At 47.9% G+C, this 17,628-nt stretch carries 13 protein-coding genes and 1 pseudogene; 13 read left to right on the top strand and 1 reads right to left on the bottom strand.

From position 1 onward, the window contains the following. Position 1: 1 nt before the first annotated feature. The 13 genes and pseudogenes from ACYVD3_RS18095 (at position 2) to ACYVD3_RS18035 (ending at position 14,709) form a co-directional block, all read left to right on the top strand. Complete coding sequence (locus ACYVD3_RS18095; protein WP_460643886.1) at positions 2-1,408, top strand: tyrosine phenol-lyase; 1,407 nt, start codon at positions 2-4, stop codon at positions 1,406-1,408. A gap of 172 nt (positions 1,409-1,580) precedes the next feature. Beyond that, on the top strand, positions 1,581-1,772 hold the full coding sequence (locus ACYVD3_RS18090) for a CAT RNA binding domain-containing protein (RefSeq protein ID WP_460643885.1): 192 nt from the start codon (positions 1,581-1,583) through the stop codon (positions 1,770-1,772). Next, on the top strand, positions 1,721-1,942 hold the full coding sequence (locus tag ACYVD3_RS18085; RefSeq protein WP_460643884.1) for a family 1 glycosylhydrolase: 222 nt from the start codon (positions 1,721-1,723) through the stop codon (positions 1,940-1,942). The genes ACYVD3_RS18090 and ACYVD3_RS18085 overlap by 52 nt, the downstream gene beginning before the upstream one ends. 11 nt (positions 1,943-1,953) lie before the next feature. Then, positions 1,954-2,142 (top strand): annotated as a pseudogene (locus ACYVD3_RS18080) (family 1 glycosylhydrolase); the annotation flags it as partial. A gap of 320 nt (positions 2,143-2,462) precedes the next feature. Beyond that, complete coding sequence (locus ACYVD3_RS18075) at positions 2,463-3,848, top strand: MATE family efflux transporter (RefSeq protein ID WP_460643883.1); 1,386 nt, start codon at positions 2,463-2,465, stop codon at positions 3,846-3,848. Positions 3,849-3,880: 32 nt separating this feature from the next. Next, positions 3,881-6,097, top strand: a complete 2,217-nt coding sequence (locus tag ACYVD3_RS18070) for a DNA topoisomerase III (protein WP_460643882.1) — start codon at positions 3,881-3,883, stop codon at positions 6,095-6,097. A 291-nt stretch (positions 6,098-6,388) separates the two neighbouring features. Further along, positions 6,389-7,363, top strand: a complete 975-nt coding sequence (locus ACYVD3_RS18065; protein ID WP_460643881.1) for a LacI family DNA-binding transcriptional regulator — start codon at positions 6,389-6,391, stop codon at positions 7,361-7,363. 48 nt (positions 7,364-7,411) lie between these two features. Then, positions 7,412-8,518 carry a phosphate/phosphite/phosphonate ABC transporter substrate-binding protein gene (locus ACYVD3_RS18060; protein WP_460643880.1) on the top strand — a complete coding sequence of 369 codons (1,107 nt, stop codon included), beginning with the start codon at positions 7,412-7,414 and terminating at the stop codon, positions 8,516-8,518. A gap of 83 nt (positions 8,519-8,601) precedes the next feature. Next, positions 8,602-9,357: a phosphonate ABC transporter ATP-binding protein gene (gene phnC, locus ACYVD3_RS18055; RefSeq protein WP_460643879.1), complete on the top strand. Its 756-nt coding sequence runs from the start codon at positions 8,602-8,604 to the stop codon at positions 9,355-9,357. Beyond that, positions 9,354-10,175, top strand: coding sequence for a phosphonate ABC transporter, permease protein PhnE (gene phnE / locus ACYVD3_RS18050; protein WP_460643878.1), 822 nt, complete (start codon positions 9,354-9,356; stop codon positions 10,173-10,175). Before phnC ends, phnE (ACYVD3_RS18050) begins: the two co-directional genes overlap by 4 nt. 12 nt (positions 10,176-10,187) lie before the next feature. Continuing rightward, entirely contained in the window at positions 10,188-10,997 is an 810-nt protein-coding gene (phnE, locus tag ACYVD3_RS18045; RefSeq protein ID WP_460643877.1) for a phosphonate ABC transporter, permease protein PhnE, read from the top strand. Between the two features lie 4 nt (positions 10,998-11,001). Next, positions 11,002-12,519 (top strand): bifunctional metallophosphatase/5'-nucleotidase, encoded by a 1,518-nt coding sequence (locus ACYVD3_RS18040; protein ID WP_460643876.1) that lies wholly within the window; start codon positions 11,002-11,004, stop codon positions 12,517-12,519. Between the two features lie 477 nt (positions 12,520-12,996). Then, positions 12,997-14,709, top strand: a complete 1,713-nt coding sequence (locus ACYVD3_RS18035) for a carbon starvation CstA family protein (protein ID WP_460643875.1) — start codon at positions 12,997-12,999, stop codon at positions 14,707-14,709. Positions 14,710-14,860: 151 nt separating this feature from the next. On the opposite strand, the gene ACYVD3_RS18030 is transcribed toward ACYVD3_RS18035, so the two are convergent. Beyond that, positions 14,861-17,628: hypothetical protein (locus ACYVD3_RS18030; protein WP_460643874.1), on the bottom strand; the 2,768-nt coding region annotated here is incomplete at its 5' end.

Raw genomic sequence — 17,628 nt, 5'->3', positions numbered from 1 at the left:
AATGGATATGATGAAATTTGCACCGGAGCCTTTTAAAATTAAGATGGTAGAGCCTATGGGCAACCTAAACAAAGAAGAGAGAAAAGAAGCCATCAAGACAGCAGGATACAATACGTTCCTGTTAAAATCAGAGGAATGTTTTATTGACATTCTGACAGATTCCGGAACAAATGCAATGAGTGACAGACAGTGGGCAGGACTGATGCTGGGTGACGAAGCTTACGGCGGCTCCAGGAACTTTTACCATTTAGAAGAGACTGTGCGGGAACTCTTTGGATTCAAATATGTAGTTCCTACTCATCAGGGACGCGGTGCAGAGAACATTTTGTCTTCTCTTACCATTAAGCCAGGAGACTATGTACCAGGCAACATGTACTTCACCACAACCCGGTTCCATCAGGAACACAATGGAGCTACTTTCCGCGATGTGGTTATTGACGAAGCCCATGATCCAAGTGCAGTCCTGGATTTCAAGGGCAATATAGATTTAAATAAGTTCCAGGCACTCATTGACGAAGTTGGCGCAGACAGGATCCCATATATCTGCCTTGCAGTTACTGTAAACCTGGCAGGCGGGCAGCCCGTTTCCATGGCTAATATCAAAGCTGTATCCGAGCTGGCCCATAAGCATGGCATTAAAGTAATGTTCGATGCCACCAGATGCGTGGAGAACGCATATTTCATCAAGACAAGAGAAAAGGGCTATGAGGATAAGACCATCAAGGAGATTGTTCACGAATTGTTCTCCTACGGCGATGGCTGCACGATGTCCGGAAAGAAAGACTGCCTGACCAATATCGGCGGCTTCCTGTGCATGAATGACAAAGATTTATATATTCGCGCAACTGGAATGGTCGTACAGTATGAAGGTATGCCTACCTACGGTGGAATGGCAGGAAGAGATATGGAAGCTATGGCAATTGGTCTTAGGGAGTCCCTGGAATTCAATTACATCAGCCACCGCGTAAATCAGGTCCGTTACCTTGGCGAGAAGCTGGACGCTGCAGGAGTTCCTATGGTTAAGCCCAGCGGCGGCCATGCAATCTTTGTAGATGCCCGTGCATTCTTAGACCATCTGGATCAGAAAACGGACTTTCCGGCACAGGCTCTGGCAGCGGCTGTTTATGAGTTCTCCGGCGTCAGAACCATGGAACGCGGCATTATCTCCGCAGGAAGAGACATTAAGACAGGAGAGAACCATGTGCCGAAGCTGGAGACAATCCGTCTGACCATTCCGAGAAGGGTTTATACATACGCACATCTGGACTATGTTGCTGACGCAATAATCCAGTTGTATCAGATGAGGTATGACATCAGCGGTCTTAAATGGGTATATGAGCCAGAAGTTCTGCGCTTCTTTACCGGACGCTTTGAACCTAAGAATGGAGAGCTGATTAAGGGATTCTGAAACCTGGAATGAAACAGACAGCTTGAAAATGAAGTGGGCCAAAGAAAAAGGATAAAAGAATCGGATAAAGGAAGTTGTGAAATAAAAGGAAATGCTGTTTTCAGCCGGGGCAGGGCTGAAAACGGCATTTTTTCTGTTGCGGGTTCTGCACCACTGATGCCTTGAAAAAGTTTTGAACAATAACATGGTATCGGCTTACAATACCGAGGGGAAAGAGGCCATACTAAAGGGAAAAGCCATTGGCTTTGGAAGGAAAAAGGGCGATGAGGTGGACCAGTATGGGGTGGACTTAATCAGGAGAAGGCTGGATACTTGTTTGCCAGATATGCAAAGACCCTGTTTAGACGGTATAAGGGAAAGGTGAAATACTGGCTGACCTTTAACGAGATCAATGCAGGGGCAATGCCCATGGGCGGTTTCCTTTCCTTAGGCATTTTAAATGAGGGAACAACAGATTTTACCAATCAGGCGGATATTCCCCAGCTTCGGTTCCAGGGGCTTCATCACCAGTTTGTGGCCAGCCCCTGGCGGTGAAAGCCGGCCATCTCATGGGGTACACTCCATGGGGCTGCATTGATCTGGTCAGTACCTCCACCGGTGAAATGGCAAAGCGCTACGGCTTTATCTACGTGGAAAAATATGACGATGGAACCGGAGATTTATCCAGGAAGAAAAAGAAATCCTTTGACTGGTATAAAAATGTGATCAAAACCAACGGAGAGGAACTGAATTAGAAAACCGGATTAAAAGCAGCAGGGGAGCTGAAATAAATGGAGGGCATCTTAAGATTCCGTATGAAACAGGAACTTTAAGATGTCCTCTTTTGTGGTACTATTAAGTCTCTCTCTTTTTTGTTCTCTTTGACAAAGGGTATGGTTTACTTCTTTGTTTTCCTCCATTTCTTCTGGCAAAAAACCAGGTAAAATAATCGGATTCTGTTGACATAAGCCTTTATTCCATATAAAGTTATGATACGGAAAGAAGAGGACTGCATCAGGCAGAAAATTACAACACGGAGGTATAACAGAAAAGTACGCTTTTACTGGAGAGATTTATGAAAAAATTTATTGGAAACAAGGCATTTTACAGGATGGTGCTGACAATCGCCATTCCTATTATGGTCCAAAACGGGATCACCAACTTTGTCAGCCTGCTGGATAATATTATGGTGGGTATGGTAGGAACGGAGCAGATGTCCGGCGTGGCAATTGTGAACCAGTTGATCTTTGTCTTTAATATCAGCATTTTTGGAATCATATCTGGGGCAGGTATTTTCGGCGCCCAGTTCTATGGCTGCGGAAGGCATGACGGAGTGCGGCATACGTTCCGGTTTAAAATCGTCTGCTGCGCGCTTCTGTCTCTGGTAGCGGCAGCCGTGTTTTTCGTCTTTGGAGAGGATATGATCGCCATGTATCTCCATGGAGAGGGCAATGATGCGGAGCTTGCCACGGCGCTCATGCACGGAAGACAGTATATGCTGGTCATGCTTATTGGCCTGGTGCCCTTTGCGCTGGAGCAGGCTTATGTCAGTACTTTAAGGGAGTGCGGAGAAACGATAGTTCCCATGAAAGCCGGAATTGTGGCTGTTCTGGTAAATCTTGTGCTTAATTATATCCTGATCTTTGGAAAGCTGGGAGCCCCGGTCTTGGGTGTTGTAGGGGCGGCAATTGCAACCGTTACAGCCAGATTTGTAGAAGCATCGATTATAATAGTCTGGACCCATAAGAATGGGAAAAAGAATCCGTTTATTATGGAAGCTTATAAAAGCTTTTATATACCGGCGGGCCTTGTGAGGAATATTCTTGTTAAGGGGACGCCTCTCATTGTAAATGAAGCCCTTTGGGCAGCCGGAGTGGCTACCCTGATGCAGTGCTATTCTGTAAGAGGGCTGACTGCGGTGGCAGGCCTTAATATATCCTCCACCATAGGAAATGTATTTAACGTGGTTTACTTAGCCCTTGGAAGCGCGGTCTCCATTATCGTGGGACAGCTTTTGGGAGCCGGAAAAATGGAGGAAGCCAGGGAAACGGACACCAAGCTTATCGCCTTTTCCGTTGGTTCCTGTGTGATCATAGGAGGATTTCTGGCAATCGCGGCTCCTCTGTTCCCCATGATTTATAATACCACGGACGAGGTCAAGAGCCTGGCTGTCTGGTTTATCCGCATACTGGCTTTGTGTATGCCCATGAATGCATTTATGAATGTGGCTTATTTCACCCTGCGTTCCGGCGGAAAGACAGTGGTCACCTTTTTGTTTGACAGCGTGTTCATGTGGGTGGTCAGCATTCCGGTTGCCTATACTCTCAGCCGGTATACCGGCATTCCTATCGTACCCTTGTTTTTTATGTGCCAGATGGTGGAGATCATCAAATGCATTGTGGGCTTTGTGCTGGTGAAAAAGGGCGTGTGGATACATAACATCGTATTGGAACAGGATTAAAAGAAAGAGAATTGTGGTTCTGGAGGAATGAAATGAAATCTTTAATTATAGCAGAAAAGCCGTCAGTTGCCGGGGACATTGCCCGGGTGCTTCATTGCACAAGGAATCATGACGGAGTGATAGAAGGGGAAGCCTATGCGGTTACCTGGGGCCTGGGCCATCTGGTTACATTGGCCGATCCTGAAGATTACGACCCTAAATATAAGGAATGGAAGATGGAGGACCTTCCCATGATGCCGGACCAGTTCCGTCTGGAGGTCATCAAGCAGACCGGGAAGCAGTACCGGGTGGTAAAAGCCCAGATCCACCGGGCAGATGTGGGGGAAATCATCATTGCCACCGATGCCGGACGGGAGGGAGAGCTTGTAGCCAGGCTGATCCTGGAAAAGGCTGGAAACAAAAAGCCCATAAAAAGGCTGTGGATCTCCTCTGTCACAGATAAGGCCATCAAGGAAGGATTTGCAAAAATAAAAAACGGCCATGAGTACGATAACTTATACGATGCGGCAATGTGCCGTGCCGAGGCGGACTGGCTGGTGGGCATCAACGCCACCAGGGCGCTGACCTGCAAATACAATGCCAGCTTAAGCTGCGGCCGGGTTCAGACCCCTACCCTGGCCATCATCGCAAGGAGAGAAGAGGAGATCAAAAACTTTGTTCCCAAGCCCTACTATGGAATTACGGCCAAATGTACCGATCCGGCTCTTTCCTTTACCTGGCGGGATGAGAAATCAAAGAGCTTCCGTTCCTTTGACAAGGACCGGGTGGAGGCCCTTTTTGGCAAAATAAATGCTCAGGGAGAAGGCGTGATCACAGAAGTGAAAAGCGTCCCAAAGAAGACCGATTCTCCCCAGCTTTATGATCTGACCGAGCTTCAAAGGGAAGCCAACCGCCGGTTTAACTATTCGGCAAAAGAGACTTTAAACATCATGCAGAGGCTTTATGAAAACCACAAAGTCCTGACCTACCCCAGAACAGATTCCCGGTATATAAGCTCTGACATCGTTCCTTCCATCAGGGAAAGGCTTGAAGCCTGCGGCGCAGGCCCCTACCGGAAGCTGGCAGGAAGGCTGGTGAACCAGAAAATCAAGGCGGCTCCTTCCTTTGTGAACGACAAAAAGGTGACGGACCATCATGCCATTATTCCAACGGAACAGTTTGTTCAGTTGGACCATATGACCGTTGATGAACGGAAGATCTATGATCTGGTAGTCCGCAGATTTCTGGCGGTGCTGTATCCGCCCTTTGAATATGAACAGACAGAAATCACTCTGGTTTTAGGGGGAGAGACTTTTGCGGCCAGGGGAAAGACCGTAAAGGCCATGGGCTGGAAGGAAGTTTATGAAAATCAGGATGAGGAAGACGAGGAGCAGGAAATAAAGGAACAGAATCTTCCTGTCATGAAAAAAGGGGACCGGGTCTTAAGGCCGACTGTGGCCATGACCGAAGGAAAGACAAAGCCTCCCGCCCCCTTTCAGGAATCGACACTTCTTTCCGCTATGGAAAATCCGGTTTCTTATATGGAAACAAAGAATAAGGACATGGCCAGAACCCTGGGAGAAACAGGGGGACTTGGGACCGTGGCAACAAGAGCGGATATTATTGAAAAGCTGTTTTCCAGTTTTCTTTTGGAAAAACGGGGAAAGGATATTTACCTGACCTCTAAGGCAAAGCAGCTTCTTAACCTTGTACCTGAGGATCTAAAGAAGCCGGAGCTTACTGCAGAATGGGAAATGAAGCTGTCTGAAATCGCTGGGGGAAAATTAAAACGGGCCGCGTTCATGAAGGACATCAGGCAGTATTCCGGAGAACTGATCCACCAGATCAGGGCAGGGGAAGGCAGCTTTAACCATGACAACTTAACCAGCCACAAATGCCCGGACTGCGGCAAACGGATGCTGTCAGTCAAGGGGAAAAGCAGCGAGATGCTGGTTTGCCAGGACAGGGAGTGCGGACACCGGGAGGTAGTTTCCAGGACCAGCAATGCAAGATGCCCGGTCTGCCATAAAAAGCTGGAGCTTATAGGAAAAGGGGATGGACAGATCTTTGTCTGCAAATGCGGCTATAAGGAAAAGCTTTCTTCCTTTAAGGAGCGGCGGGCAAAGGAAGGGGCCGGAGTATCCAAAAGGGATGTATCAAAGTATTTGAATGAACAGAAAAAGGAAGAGAATAAACCCATTAATTCAGCATTTGCAGATGCGTTTGCAAAACTGAACCTGGGAGGAAATGGGGAGAAGCCTGTCCCTTAAGAAAACCCCCTTGTACCGGTCTGGAAAGAGATCGGCCATGGAGAGGGAAGGGGAGCTGGGGCTGCTGTTTCAGCGGCTTCCGGGATGAGGATATGGATCCTGTGGCAAAGGCCATATGGACATGGGGAGAGGATGTCTCAAGTATGTTTCCTGCTATGAAATATACGTTGGGACATCCTTTTTTTAATCTGTGGTTCTGGTAAGGTAAAAATTTAGTAAAATTTTACTTTACTTATTGACGATGGCAGAAACTGCAACTATAATGAAAATTGAAAGGTGAGGATATAGATTATGGCTACAATAAAAGAAATTTCCCAGCTTGCGGATGTATCCATTGCAACGGTATCAAGAGTGCTGAACCAGGACGATACCATTGTAGTGAGTCCGGAAGTGAGAAAAAGGATATTCAGAATTGCCCACCAGCTAAAATATGTCCCACCCAGGAAGCGTCATGCGCAGAAAGAAAGAGGAATTGTCATAGGTGTGGCTGACTGGCATATTATCCGGAAGGACAGAACCAACATCAGGCTTTCTTCCCTGGACTTGATCGTGAAGTCCATGTCAGGGAAAAATGATGTGCGGTTTGAACGTTTGGATAAAAATACGCCCGGACAGTACGAAGGTATCATGGCTTTCGGCGTTTTTTCGGAGGAAGAGATGGAGTTTCTGCGTATGCAGAGCTATGCCATCGTATTCATTAATTCAGATCCAAAGGATTATGAGTACGACAGCATTGTCATGGACTTTAATAAGGGCATCCATGAAATGCTGGATTATCTCATGGACCGGAAAAAATACTGCAGTGTCGGCTACATCGGAGGTCTTTATGAGGAAGGCCAGGTAAGGATCGGCTACAGAAGGCTGGAAGGAATCCAGGCAGCTTTTAAGCAGAGAGGCCTTTATGAGGAAGGGAATTTTTACATAGGCGATATCAGCAGGGAAAGCGGCTATGAGCAGGCAAAGCGGGCTGTGGAATCAGGCCGTCTGCCGGAAGCGGTGCTCTTAGGAAGCGAAGAAGTGGCGGAAGGTGCTTTGGAAGCGTTCCAGGATGCCGGGCTGCGTGTGCCAAAGGATGTGGCAGTGGTCATTTATAAGGACATTGAGACTTTGGAGTCCAAATGGCCCTCTTACACCAAGGTCCGGATGTTTCCTGATATCGTATGGCAGACGGCGATCAAGCTTCTGCTGGAACAGATCCAGGAAGGCCGCAAGGACAATATGACAATTTATCTCCCAACAAAGCTAGAGGTCGGAGACAGTGCATGATGGCTCATGATCCCAAGAACCGATGAATCACACAAAAAGGAGAGCAGTATGAAAAAAAGAGTTTCTGTATTAATGGCAGCAGCACTTTGTACAGCAATGATCGGCGGATGTTCTGGCGGCAGCCAAACAGGGGCCACAACCGCAGCAGGGACAGAGGCAGCATCGACTGCAGCAGGAGAAACCACAAAGGCGGAGGCAAAAGCTGAGAACAAGAAGATTGACAAACTGAACGTATACTTTGTTCCTTCCAGAGAGCCGGAAGAGATCGTGACGGCCACAGAGCCTTTAAAAGACATGCTGAAGTCAGAGCTGGGAAAAGAAGGCTATGATATCGGTGAAGTGGTGATCACGGTGGGAACCAGCTACGAAGCAGTTGGAGAAGCTCTTTCTGCAGGCACCGCAGATATCGGTCTGATTCCAGGAGGAACCTATGTCCTTTATGATGACGGGGCAGAAGTGATTCTTACGGCTACCAGAGACGCATTGAGCAAAAATTCCGATTCCGCAAAGGATTGGAATGACGGTAAGGCTACCGAGGGAACGACAGATCAGGCAACTTCCTACCGGGCGCTTATCATTACAGGTCCTTCCCAGAAGGGTCAGGAACTGGCAGACAAGGTAAACAAGGGCGAAGCATTGGCCTTTGAGGATTTAGACGGAGTAAACTGGAGTGTTATGTCATCCTCTTCCCCAGCAGGATACATTTACCCTTCCTTATGGCTTCAGGATAATTTCCAGAAGAATATTTTAAACCTTTCCCATGCAGTTCAGTCTGACTCTTACGGCAGCGCATTTGCAAGACTTGCTTCCGGCCAGGTGGATGTTCTCTGTACTTATGCAGATGCCCGCAGGGACTATGAGGAGAAATGGAAATCAGAATACAACAGAGCCGGCTCCATATGGGAAGAAACAAATGTAATCGGTGTGACTCCTCCTATTTTCAATGATACGGTCAGCGTGAGCATGACCTCTAAAATCATGGATGATGATTTTAAGAAGGCAGTTCAGAACGCGTTTATCAACATCGGTAACACAGAAGACGGCAAGGAGGTCATTGCGATCTACAGCCACAAGGGATATAAGCCTGCACAGAGCTCTGATTATGATAACGAACGCGCGGCACAGAAGATGATTAAGGAATTAAATGCAAAATAAATAACACACACAGGCTGCGGAGGCGTCGTAAACGAAAAACATTTGCGGCGCCTCCCTTTTCTATCCTGGGAAATGAGGAAAATATGATAGAATTTAATCAGGTGGGCAAAAGGTATCCCAATGGTTTTCATGCCTTAAAAGATATTAACCTGAAAATCCAACAGGGGGAATTTGTTGCCATTATCGGCCTTTCCGGTGCAGGAAAATCCACCCTTCTTCGAACCATCAACCGCATGCATGACATTACGGAAGGCACCCTGACTGTGGATGGGACCGACGTGATGCAGCTAAAGGGAAAAGAGTTAAGGCGCTTCCGCCGCCGGATCGGCATGATCTTCCAATCCTTTAACCTGGTGACCAGGACCCTGGTCATTAACAATGTTCTCATGTCAAAGGTACCGGAACTGCCATTTTTAAAGGCCTTATTTGGCATTTATCCCAAGGAGGATAAGATGGGGGCTTTGGAGGCTCTTGACAAGGTGGGGATCCTGGATAAGGCATTTGTCCGGGCGGACCAGTTGTCAGGAGGGCAGCAGCAAAGAGTTGCCCTTGCAAGGACCCTGGCCCAGAATCCCCAGATCATCTTAGCGGATGAGCCGGTGGCTTCCCTTGATCCGGTGACAGCAAAGCAGGTTATGGGGGATTTCTTAAGGATCAATAAGGAAATGAACATTACCATTTTGTTAAACATCCACCATGTGGACCTGGCACTCCAATATGCCAGCCGGGTTGTGGGCATAAGGGCAGGCCAGATCGTATATGATGGACCGGCTTCTGAAGTCACCCAGGATATTTTAGATGAGATATATGAAGGAAAAGAAGAGGAGGCGGCAGGATGAGTTTATATGACAAGATATTCCCGCCCAGAAAAATGGTATTGTCCGGCGGAAAGACCGTATTTCGTCCGGCTTCCAGGCTGCCTTTGGTGGCTTTGATCCTGGTGTTTTTAACCGTGCTGTCCGTGAAAATCACCGGCTTTGACATGAGGGTTCTGGCGGAACGGGGAAATCAGTTCTTTGTTATTCTGGGAATGATGGTTCCCCCTGCCTTTTCCTATAGCGCTCAGGTGTGGAAGCCCCTGTTTGACACCATCAAGATGTCACTTCTGGGGACTGTGACAGGGGCGGTGCTGGTCATTCCCTTTGCCATGGTGGCGTCCACCAACATCATAAAAAACTCTGCAGTGGTTGGCGTTATGAGGCTGTTTTTAGGCGTTGTAAGAACACTTCCCACCCTGGTAACCGCTCTCATTGCCACCTATGTGTTCGGCCTGGGTACTCTGGCAGGAACCACAGCCATTGGGATTTTCACCTTTGCCTATATGGGAAAGATTTTATATGAAGAGATCGAAACTGCCGATATGGGGGCCTTTGAGGCCATGGAGGCCATTGGAGCCACTAAAATCCGTGCCTTTGTGAGCGCCATCATTCCCCAGGTGCTTCCTTCCTATATTTCCAATGGATTGTTCTGCTTTGAAGGAAATGTCCGTTATGCGGCCATCTTAGGTTATGTAGGAGCAGGCGGCCTGGGACTGATCCTCAATGAGAAGTTAGGCTGGAGGGAATACCCCAGTGTGGGCATGATCCTTATTATGCTGTTTGTTGCCGTATTTTTGATTGAGTCGGTGAGCCGTTACTGCCGCCGGAAGCTGGTGTAGGAGGGCTGATAAATGAATAAACAGATTGAAAAAGCATATGAAGAACGCCCAAAAAACACAGTTTACCGGGTCGCCGTGTCTGGGGTTGTTCTGGCCCTCATTTTATGGTCCGGCTCTGCCGTGGATTTTTCAGGAGGCGGTCTTGGCGGGCTGCAGATCGCAGGTAATATTTTAAATGGGATTTTTCATCCCGACAGGAAGCTGCTGTTTAATTTGACCGTACAGGGAGTTCCTTACCTTCTTTTGGAAACGGTCTGTATCGCATTTTTAGGAACCCTTGTGGGGGCATTTCTGGCCATTCCCTTATCCTTTTTATCCGCTTCCAATTTAATGCCGGCCCCCATTGCCTATTGCAGCCGTCTGGTGATCATGGCGGTGAGAACCATTCCGGCCTTTGTATATGGTCTTATGTTCATCCGTGTCAGCGGACCCGGCGCATTTACCGGACTTTTGACCATGTCCGTCTGCTCCATCGGCATGGTGTCCAAAATGTATATTGAAGCCATTGAGGACCTGGATACCAGAATTTTAGAATCCTTAGATGCCTGCGGCTGCAATACGTTTCAAAAGATCCGATATGGGATCCTGCCCCAGTTGATCCCAAACTTTGCATCAACGGTAATCTACCGGTTTGACATTAATTTAAGGGATGCAACGGTCCTGGGACTGGTAGGAGCCGGAGGCATCGGTGCACCTTTGATCTTTGCCATGAATTCCTACCGGTGGAACGAGGCGGGAGCGATATTGGTGGGTCTTATGGTATTGGTTCTCATGGTGGAATACATATCCACAAAAATCCGCGTGAAGCTGGCCAGGGGGTGATCAATTGGAAAAACAGGCAAGAATTTATTACACCTCGGATGTTCACGGATCCCTGTTCCCTACCTCTTACGGGGACAGGGAGGAACGGCCCATGGGACTTTTAAACTGTATCTCCAACTTTAAAAAGGACGGAAATACGCTTGTTTTTGACGGAGGGGATACGCTGCAGGGGGCACCCTTTGCCACTTACATTGCTTCCCATAAAGAACCTGTTCAGGAGATGGATCCAATTGCAAGGGTATATAACGCGGCGGGCTACGATGTTGTTGTTCCGGGCAATCATGATTTTAATTTCGGTTATGAGCGCCTTGCAGAGTATTTTCAGGCCTTGCAGGGAGTATGCATCTGTGCCAATGCCAGGGATTCAGAAGGTAAGGCCCGGATAGTAAGGAGCCATATCTTTACCCTGGAAAACGGGCTTCGCCTGGGAGTGACAGGCGTAGTGACGAATTATGTAAATGTGTGGGAGCCTCCGGAGCACTTGGAGAAGATCCAGATCACCGACGCTTTTGAAGCGGCGGCAGAAGAGTTGGTATGGTTAAAGAGCCAGGCGGATGTCACCGTATGCATCTATCACGGCGGCTATGAATGTGATCTTGACAACGGAATGGTTTTAAATACAACAGGTGAAAATGTGGGCTGCCGCATTTTAAAGGAGCTGGATTATGACCTTCTTTTAACAGCCCACCAGCACATGTCTATTCCCGGAAAAGAGATTTCCGGGACCCATACCCTGCAGCTTGCCGCCAATGCCGTACAGTATGCCTGTGTGGATATGGGGGTCAAAGACGGGAAGGTTTGGGTGAAATCTTCCATATGCCCCGCCGGGTGGGTCCATGAAAAAGAACCCTATGAATCCCTGCTTCCTCTGGAGGAGGCGGTACAGGAATGGCTGGATGTGGACATCGGCCGTTTAAAAGAGCCGGTTCCGGAAAAAAACAAGCTTGAGATGGCCCTATACGGGTCCGCCATTGCAGATTTTTTCAATCAGGTCCAGTTGGAATATTCGGGAGCGGATATCTCCTGTGTTGGATTGGGAAATTCGCCCATCAGCCTGCCGGACCATGTGACCATGCGGGATCTGGTGCGGGTATACCCGTTTTCCAATACCCTGGTGGTCCTTGAGGTAAATGAGGAATCCCTTAAGAAGGCTTTGGAGCGGTGCGCCGAATATTTTACCTTAAGAGGCGGAAATTTGGAAATATCAGACGTGTTTTTAAAGCCAAAGGTAGAACATTACAATTATGATTATTTTTCCGGCATCACCTTTGAAGTGGATTTGAAAGAGCCTGTGGGAAACCGTGTGAAAAGGATTTTGTATAAGGGAGAACCTCTTGCAGGCCGTTCCTTAAGCCTTTGTATGAGCGATTACCGGGCCAGCGGCACCGGAGGCTATGAGGTATATAAGGAATGCCGGACCATAAAGCGCATTAGTACAGAAGTTCCCCAGTTGGCTCTGGATTATTTCAGGAGGCATCCGGTGATAAAAATAGAGAAAAACGGCGGTATTATAACAGTTTAAAACCAGAAGTTCCTATGTATAACCTCAGGTTATGAAAGCTATGGATATTGAGTATAAAGAAAACGTTAAAATTTCTTGATTTCCCAAAAGTAAAATGATACACTGCTCTTCAACAAGAGTTATATCGAAAAAATGATGATTGGGACATATCATGACTCCGCCCCATATTTCTTTACAGAGAGCAGCCCGGCTGGTGGAAAGGGCGCAGAGTAGGGAGCGTGATCTCACCCAGGAGTTCCGAACTGAAAGTTTTCCCGACAGGAAATGCGATTAAGTAAGGACGGGATCTTTCCGTTAACGAAGAGCTGCTGCCCGACAGGCGGTAGGTTTAAGTGGCTGCGTTTGTGGGGCAAACAGAGTGGTAACGCGGATTGGTTGATTCGTCTCTGCATCTTTTGATGCAGGGGCGTTTTTTTTCGGTTTATTTATTGTTATGAGGAATGAACGTTCCTATTAAAATGGAAAAGGAGAGAGAGTATGAATGGTTTAACAATGATGCTGCTGGCTGTTGTGGTATTAGGCGGCGCTTATTTCATCTATGGCAGGTATCTTGCCAGAACATGGGGGATCGATCCGAAAGCGAAGACTCCTGCTTTTGAAATGGAGGATGGTGTGGATTATGTTCCTGCTGATACCAATGTTGTTTTCGGCCATCAGTTTGCGTCCATCGCAGGTGCAGGCCCCATAAACGGCCCGATTCAGGCCGCTATGTTTGGCTGGCTGCCGGTTATGCTCTGGATACTGCTGGGCGGTGTTTTCTTTGGAGCGGTACAGGATTTTTCCTCCATGTATGCGTCTGTAAAGAACAAAGGGCGTTCCATCGGATACATTATTGAACTTTATATAGGAAAACTGGGAAAGCGGTTATTTCTCTTGTTTACCTGGCTGTTTTCCATTCTGGTAGTTGCTGCATTCGCAGACATTGTGGCAGGAACCTTTAACGGTTTTTCAGCCGATGGTGCTGCGATCCAGGCAAACGGTGCTGTTGCCACGACTTCCCTGCTGTTCATCGTATTTGCCGTGGCTCTGGGATATTATTTAAAATACACAAAATTCGGAAAAACAGTAAATACCTTAACTGCCATAGGTTTTCTTGTGTTATCTGTTGGCCTTGGTCTTGCTTTTCCGGTATACATCCCCCAGGGTTCCTGGCTGATCTTTGTATTCTTATATGTGCTGGTTGCCTGTGTTACGCCGGTATGGGCACTTTTACAGCCTCGTGATTATCTGAACAGTTATCTGCTCATCGCCATGATCGTGGGAGCTGTTTTGGGAATTTTGGTATACAATCCTTCTATGAATTTGCCATCCTTCACCGGATTCAAACTGGTCAGCACCAATGGAAGTGTATCGTATCTGTTTCCAACCCTGTTTGTTACCATTGCCTGCGGAGCCGTATCCGGGTTTCATTCTCTGGTAGCTTCAGGAACTGCATCAAAGCAGATCAAAAATGAGAAAAATATTTTGCCTGTTTCTTTCGGTGCTATGTTACTGGAAAGCCTGTTGGCAATTACTGCGCTGATTGCAGTCGGATTTGTGGCAACAAAGGAAGGGCTTCCTGCAGGAACACCGCCTCAGCTTTTTGCCAAGGCCATTGCTGTTTTCCTGACCAGCCTGGGTCTGCCGGAATCCGTGTGCTATACGCTCATTACCCTGTCCATATCCGCGTTTGCCCTGACCAGTCTGGATTCTGTGGCCCGTGTTGGGCGTATCGCATTCCAGGAATTTTTTACTGATGATTCCGTGGCACAGGAGGAAAAAAGTTCATTAAACAAGTTTCTGACCAACAAATACGTTTCCACCATCCTGACTCTGTTGCTTTGCTATGCTCTGTCCCGGGCCGGATATGCCAGCATCTGGCCGCTGTTTGGTTCTGCCAATCAGTTGTTGTCCGCATTGGCGCTGATAGCCTGTGCCGTATACTTAAAGAAAACGAACCGTCAGGGCTTTATGCTCTGGGGGCCAATGGTCATTATGCTGGGTGTGACCTTTACAGCCCTTGGATTAAAGATTAAAGAGCTGATCACGTCACTTTCCGGACAGTTTGTATTCGGAAATGCGCTGCAGCTTGTGTTTGCCGTACTCCTGCTTATACTTGGTGTGATTGTTGCTTTTGAAGGAATTAAAAAGCTGATCGGAAAAGAAGATGAGGAAGTGACGAAGGCCGGGAAAAAGGTCCTGGCTCAGTAGAGGCTTCCGCCATAGTATAAAATGAATGTTAGTATTGTTTGAGATATTTATTAAAATCAGCATACTCTTCTCTAAAAACGGGAAGAGTATGCTGATTTTTTAGTTTTTATTATTATAAGCTAAATGGAATAGATTTTTTGTCTGGCTGTTGTTACTGTATAAACAGGCCTCCTGAATAGAAGAAAGGTAAACTTTGTGCCTGCGTACCACCACTGGTTGTAAATCCCAATACGATTGCAACCTGAGTACCTGCTGTAAGCGGGATGCTCAGTCCGGTGGAGTTCCCTGCCCGGGTTGTATAAATGGGATAGAGAGTTCCCTGCGTATAGGGCTGAGTTGCCGGTGTAATGGAACTGGTGATAATTGTATAATTAGCACTGTTCGATGGGGCGGTTGCTATTGCTACATACAATGTTATATTGGTACCTGGGGTAAATGCTGCAACCGTAGCAAAATTTGCATAAATTGCCTGAAGTGTTCCATTGGTTGGCATTGTAAACGTATACCAGCCATCTGCCGTATTGATTGAAAAGGTGGTCACGGATGTCAGGGTTAACGTTGTTGCGCTTTCTCCATAACCGGTTAAAGAAATAGCTGATGATGCACCGGATGCGTTTGTGGCAGGAGTTGCATTTACATAACCTGTTGCAAAAGGAATAATAAATCCTGATCCAGGCCCGGTAGGCCCAGTATCGCCGGTAGGTCCGGTGTCACCAGTAAGTCCGATGGGTCCAGTAGGTCCGGTATCACCGGTAGGCCCGGTATCGCCTGCAGGTCCGGTGTCGCCAGTAAGCCCGATGGGGCCAGTAGGCCCGGTATCACCAGTAAGCCCGATGGGTCCGGTAGGCCCAGTGTCGCCAGTAGGTCCAATAGGCCCGGTAGGCCCAGTGTCACCAGTAGGTCCGATGGGTCCGGTATCGCCAGTAGGTCCAGTATCGCCAGTAAGTCCGATGGGTCCGGTAGGCCCAGTATCGCCAGTAAGTCCGATGGGTCCGGTAGGCCCAGTATCGCCAGTAAGTCCAATGGGTCCGGTAGGCCCAGTGTCACCAGTGGGTCCGATGGGGCCGGTAGGCCCAGTGTCGCCAGTAGGTCCGGTGGCTCCAGTAGGCCCAGTATCGCCAGTAAGCCCGATAGGCCCGGTAGGCCCAGTATCGCCGGTTAGCCCGATGGGTCCGGTATCTCCAGTAGGTCCAGTATCGCCAGTGAGCCCGATGGGTCCGGTAGGTCCAGTATCGCCCTGTGGGCCAGTGGGCCCCAGAATACTTTCACCGGTATCTAGCCAATAGCATTCCTCAATGGGTATTTCCGGATCTTGCAGGATAACGGCCGTATTATATCCTATAATATAGGTTTCAGGCACGGTTGCCGAAGCCCAATTTGTCGTAAATGTTGTATTGGCAATATTGTTATTAGCTTCAAACAATATTGTATTGCCGGAAGAGCTGCCATCAATGCCAATCAACCCTTTTCCTGCGGTACCCTGCATAGTATTGCCCACAACTTCTAAAAAAGCAAAAATATCGAGACCTGGGCCAAAGAATAAAACAGGTACATTGCTTTCACTAATCAATGTATTATCATTGACATAAAGCATAAAATCGTTTCCGATAAATTCTTCAATTACAAGTAGATGTCTTAGAGTATCGGCAGCAGCAAGCTGTATATTATTCTTTATCAGCAGTGCCCCTTCCAATGTTCCAGAGATCACCCCTACATTGGTAATAATAATAAATCTGGTGTTATTCGGGCCGCCCCCTGTTGTAAAAACATTGTTAGCAATAATACTGTTCCCGCTGGTAGAAGATATATAGATATAGTAATTTCCATTTACCGCTGCCGCTAAAGGCGAATAGGAAAAGGCGCAGTTGGTAATCTGAAATTCACTCGCAGTTAGGGCAATACCCAGCTCACAAATTACAATTCCACAATTGTCAACGTAAATTCCTGTAGCTGACAAATTGCTTACCCGTATGACGCTTTCCGTCCCTAAAAAACCTGTGGCAACAAAATTTTGCTCAATCGTCATATTTGAGATAACAATGTCGCCAACAGAAACATTAAACATAGTGACGACGGTAGGGGTGATAGTTGTAACAAAGGTCTGGCCCTGGCCTTGGCCTTCTATGGTAATGGATTTGTTTACAATAATACTGCTTGTAATAATAAAAGTTTCCGCATCCAAGAGCACCCTGTCACCGTCACTTGCAGCATTTATACCATCTTGGATTGTGGTAATGGCTCGGGTTGAGCCTACTAAAATATCCACTCCTGTCGGAGGGGGTATCATTCTTATCTCAGGCTCTGGTGGCATGTCATATTTCTGATATACCTCTCCCGTTGAAAGGTCGATATAGGTGTCCCCTATTTCACCAATATTACAGGTTGGTTCACCAATACCCGTTAAAATCGAAGCTCCGGTTGGGCCGGTGTCCCCCTGTGGTCCGGTAGGCCCAGTATCACCGGTAGGACCAGTATCACCAGTGAGTCCAATGGGTCCGGTAGGACCAGTATCGCCAGTAAGTCCGATAGGCCCGGTAGGCCCAGTATCCCCGGTAAGCCCGATAGGTCCAGTGTCGCCAGTAGGCCCAGTGGGTCCAGTAATACCGATGGGTCCGGTAGGCCCAGTGTCGCCAGTAGGTCCAATAGGCCCAGTATCGCCAGTAAGTCCAATAGGTCCGGTAGGCCCAGTATCGCCAGTGAGCCCGATGGGACCAGTAGGTCCGGTATCGCCAGTAAGTCCAATGGGGCCGGTAGGCCCAGTGTCGCCAGTAGGTCCAATAGGCCCAGTGTCGCCAGTAGGTCCAATAGGCCCGGTATCGCCAGTAGGTCCAATGGGCCCGGTATCACCGGTAGGTCCGGTATCGCCAGTAGGTCCTATAGGTCCAGTAGGCCCGGTATCACCAGTAAGTCCAATGGGTC

Source organism: Lacrimispora brassicae (genome assembly GCF_054772055.1).
Note: the sequence above shows the minus strand (reverse complement) of the source record. Positions and strands in the feature narration are given on the sequence as shown.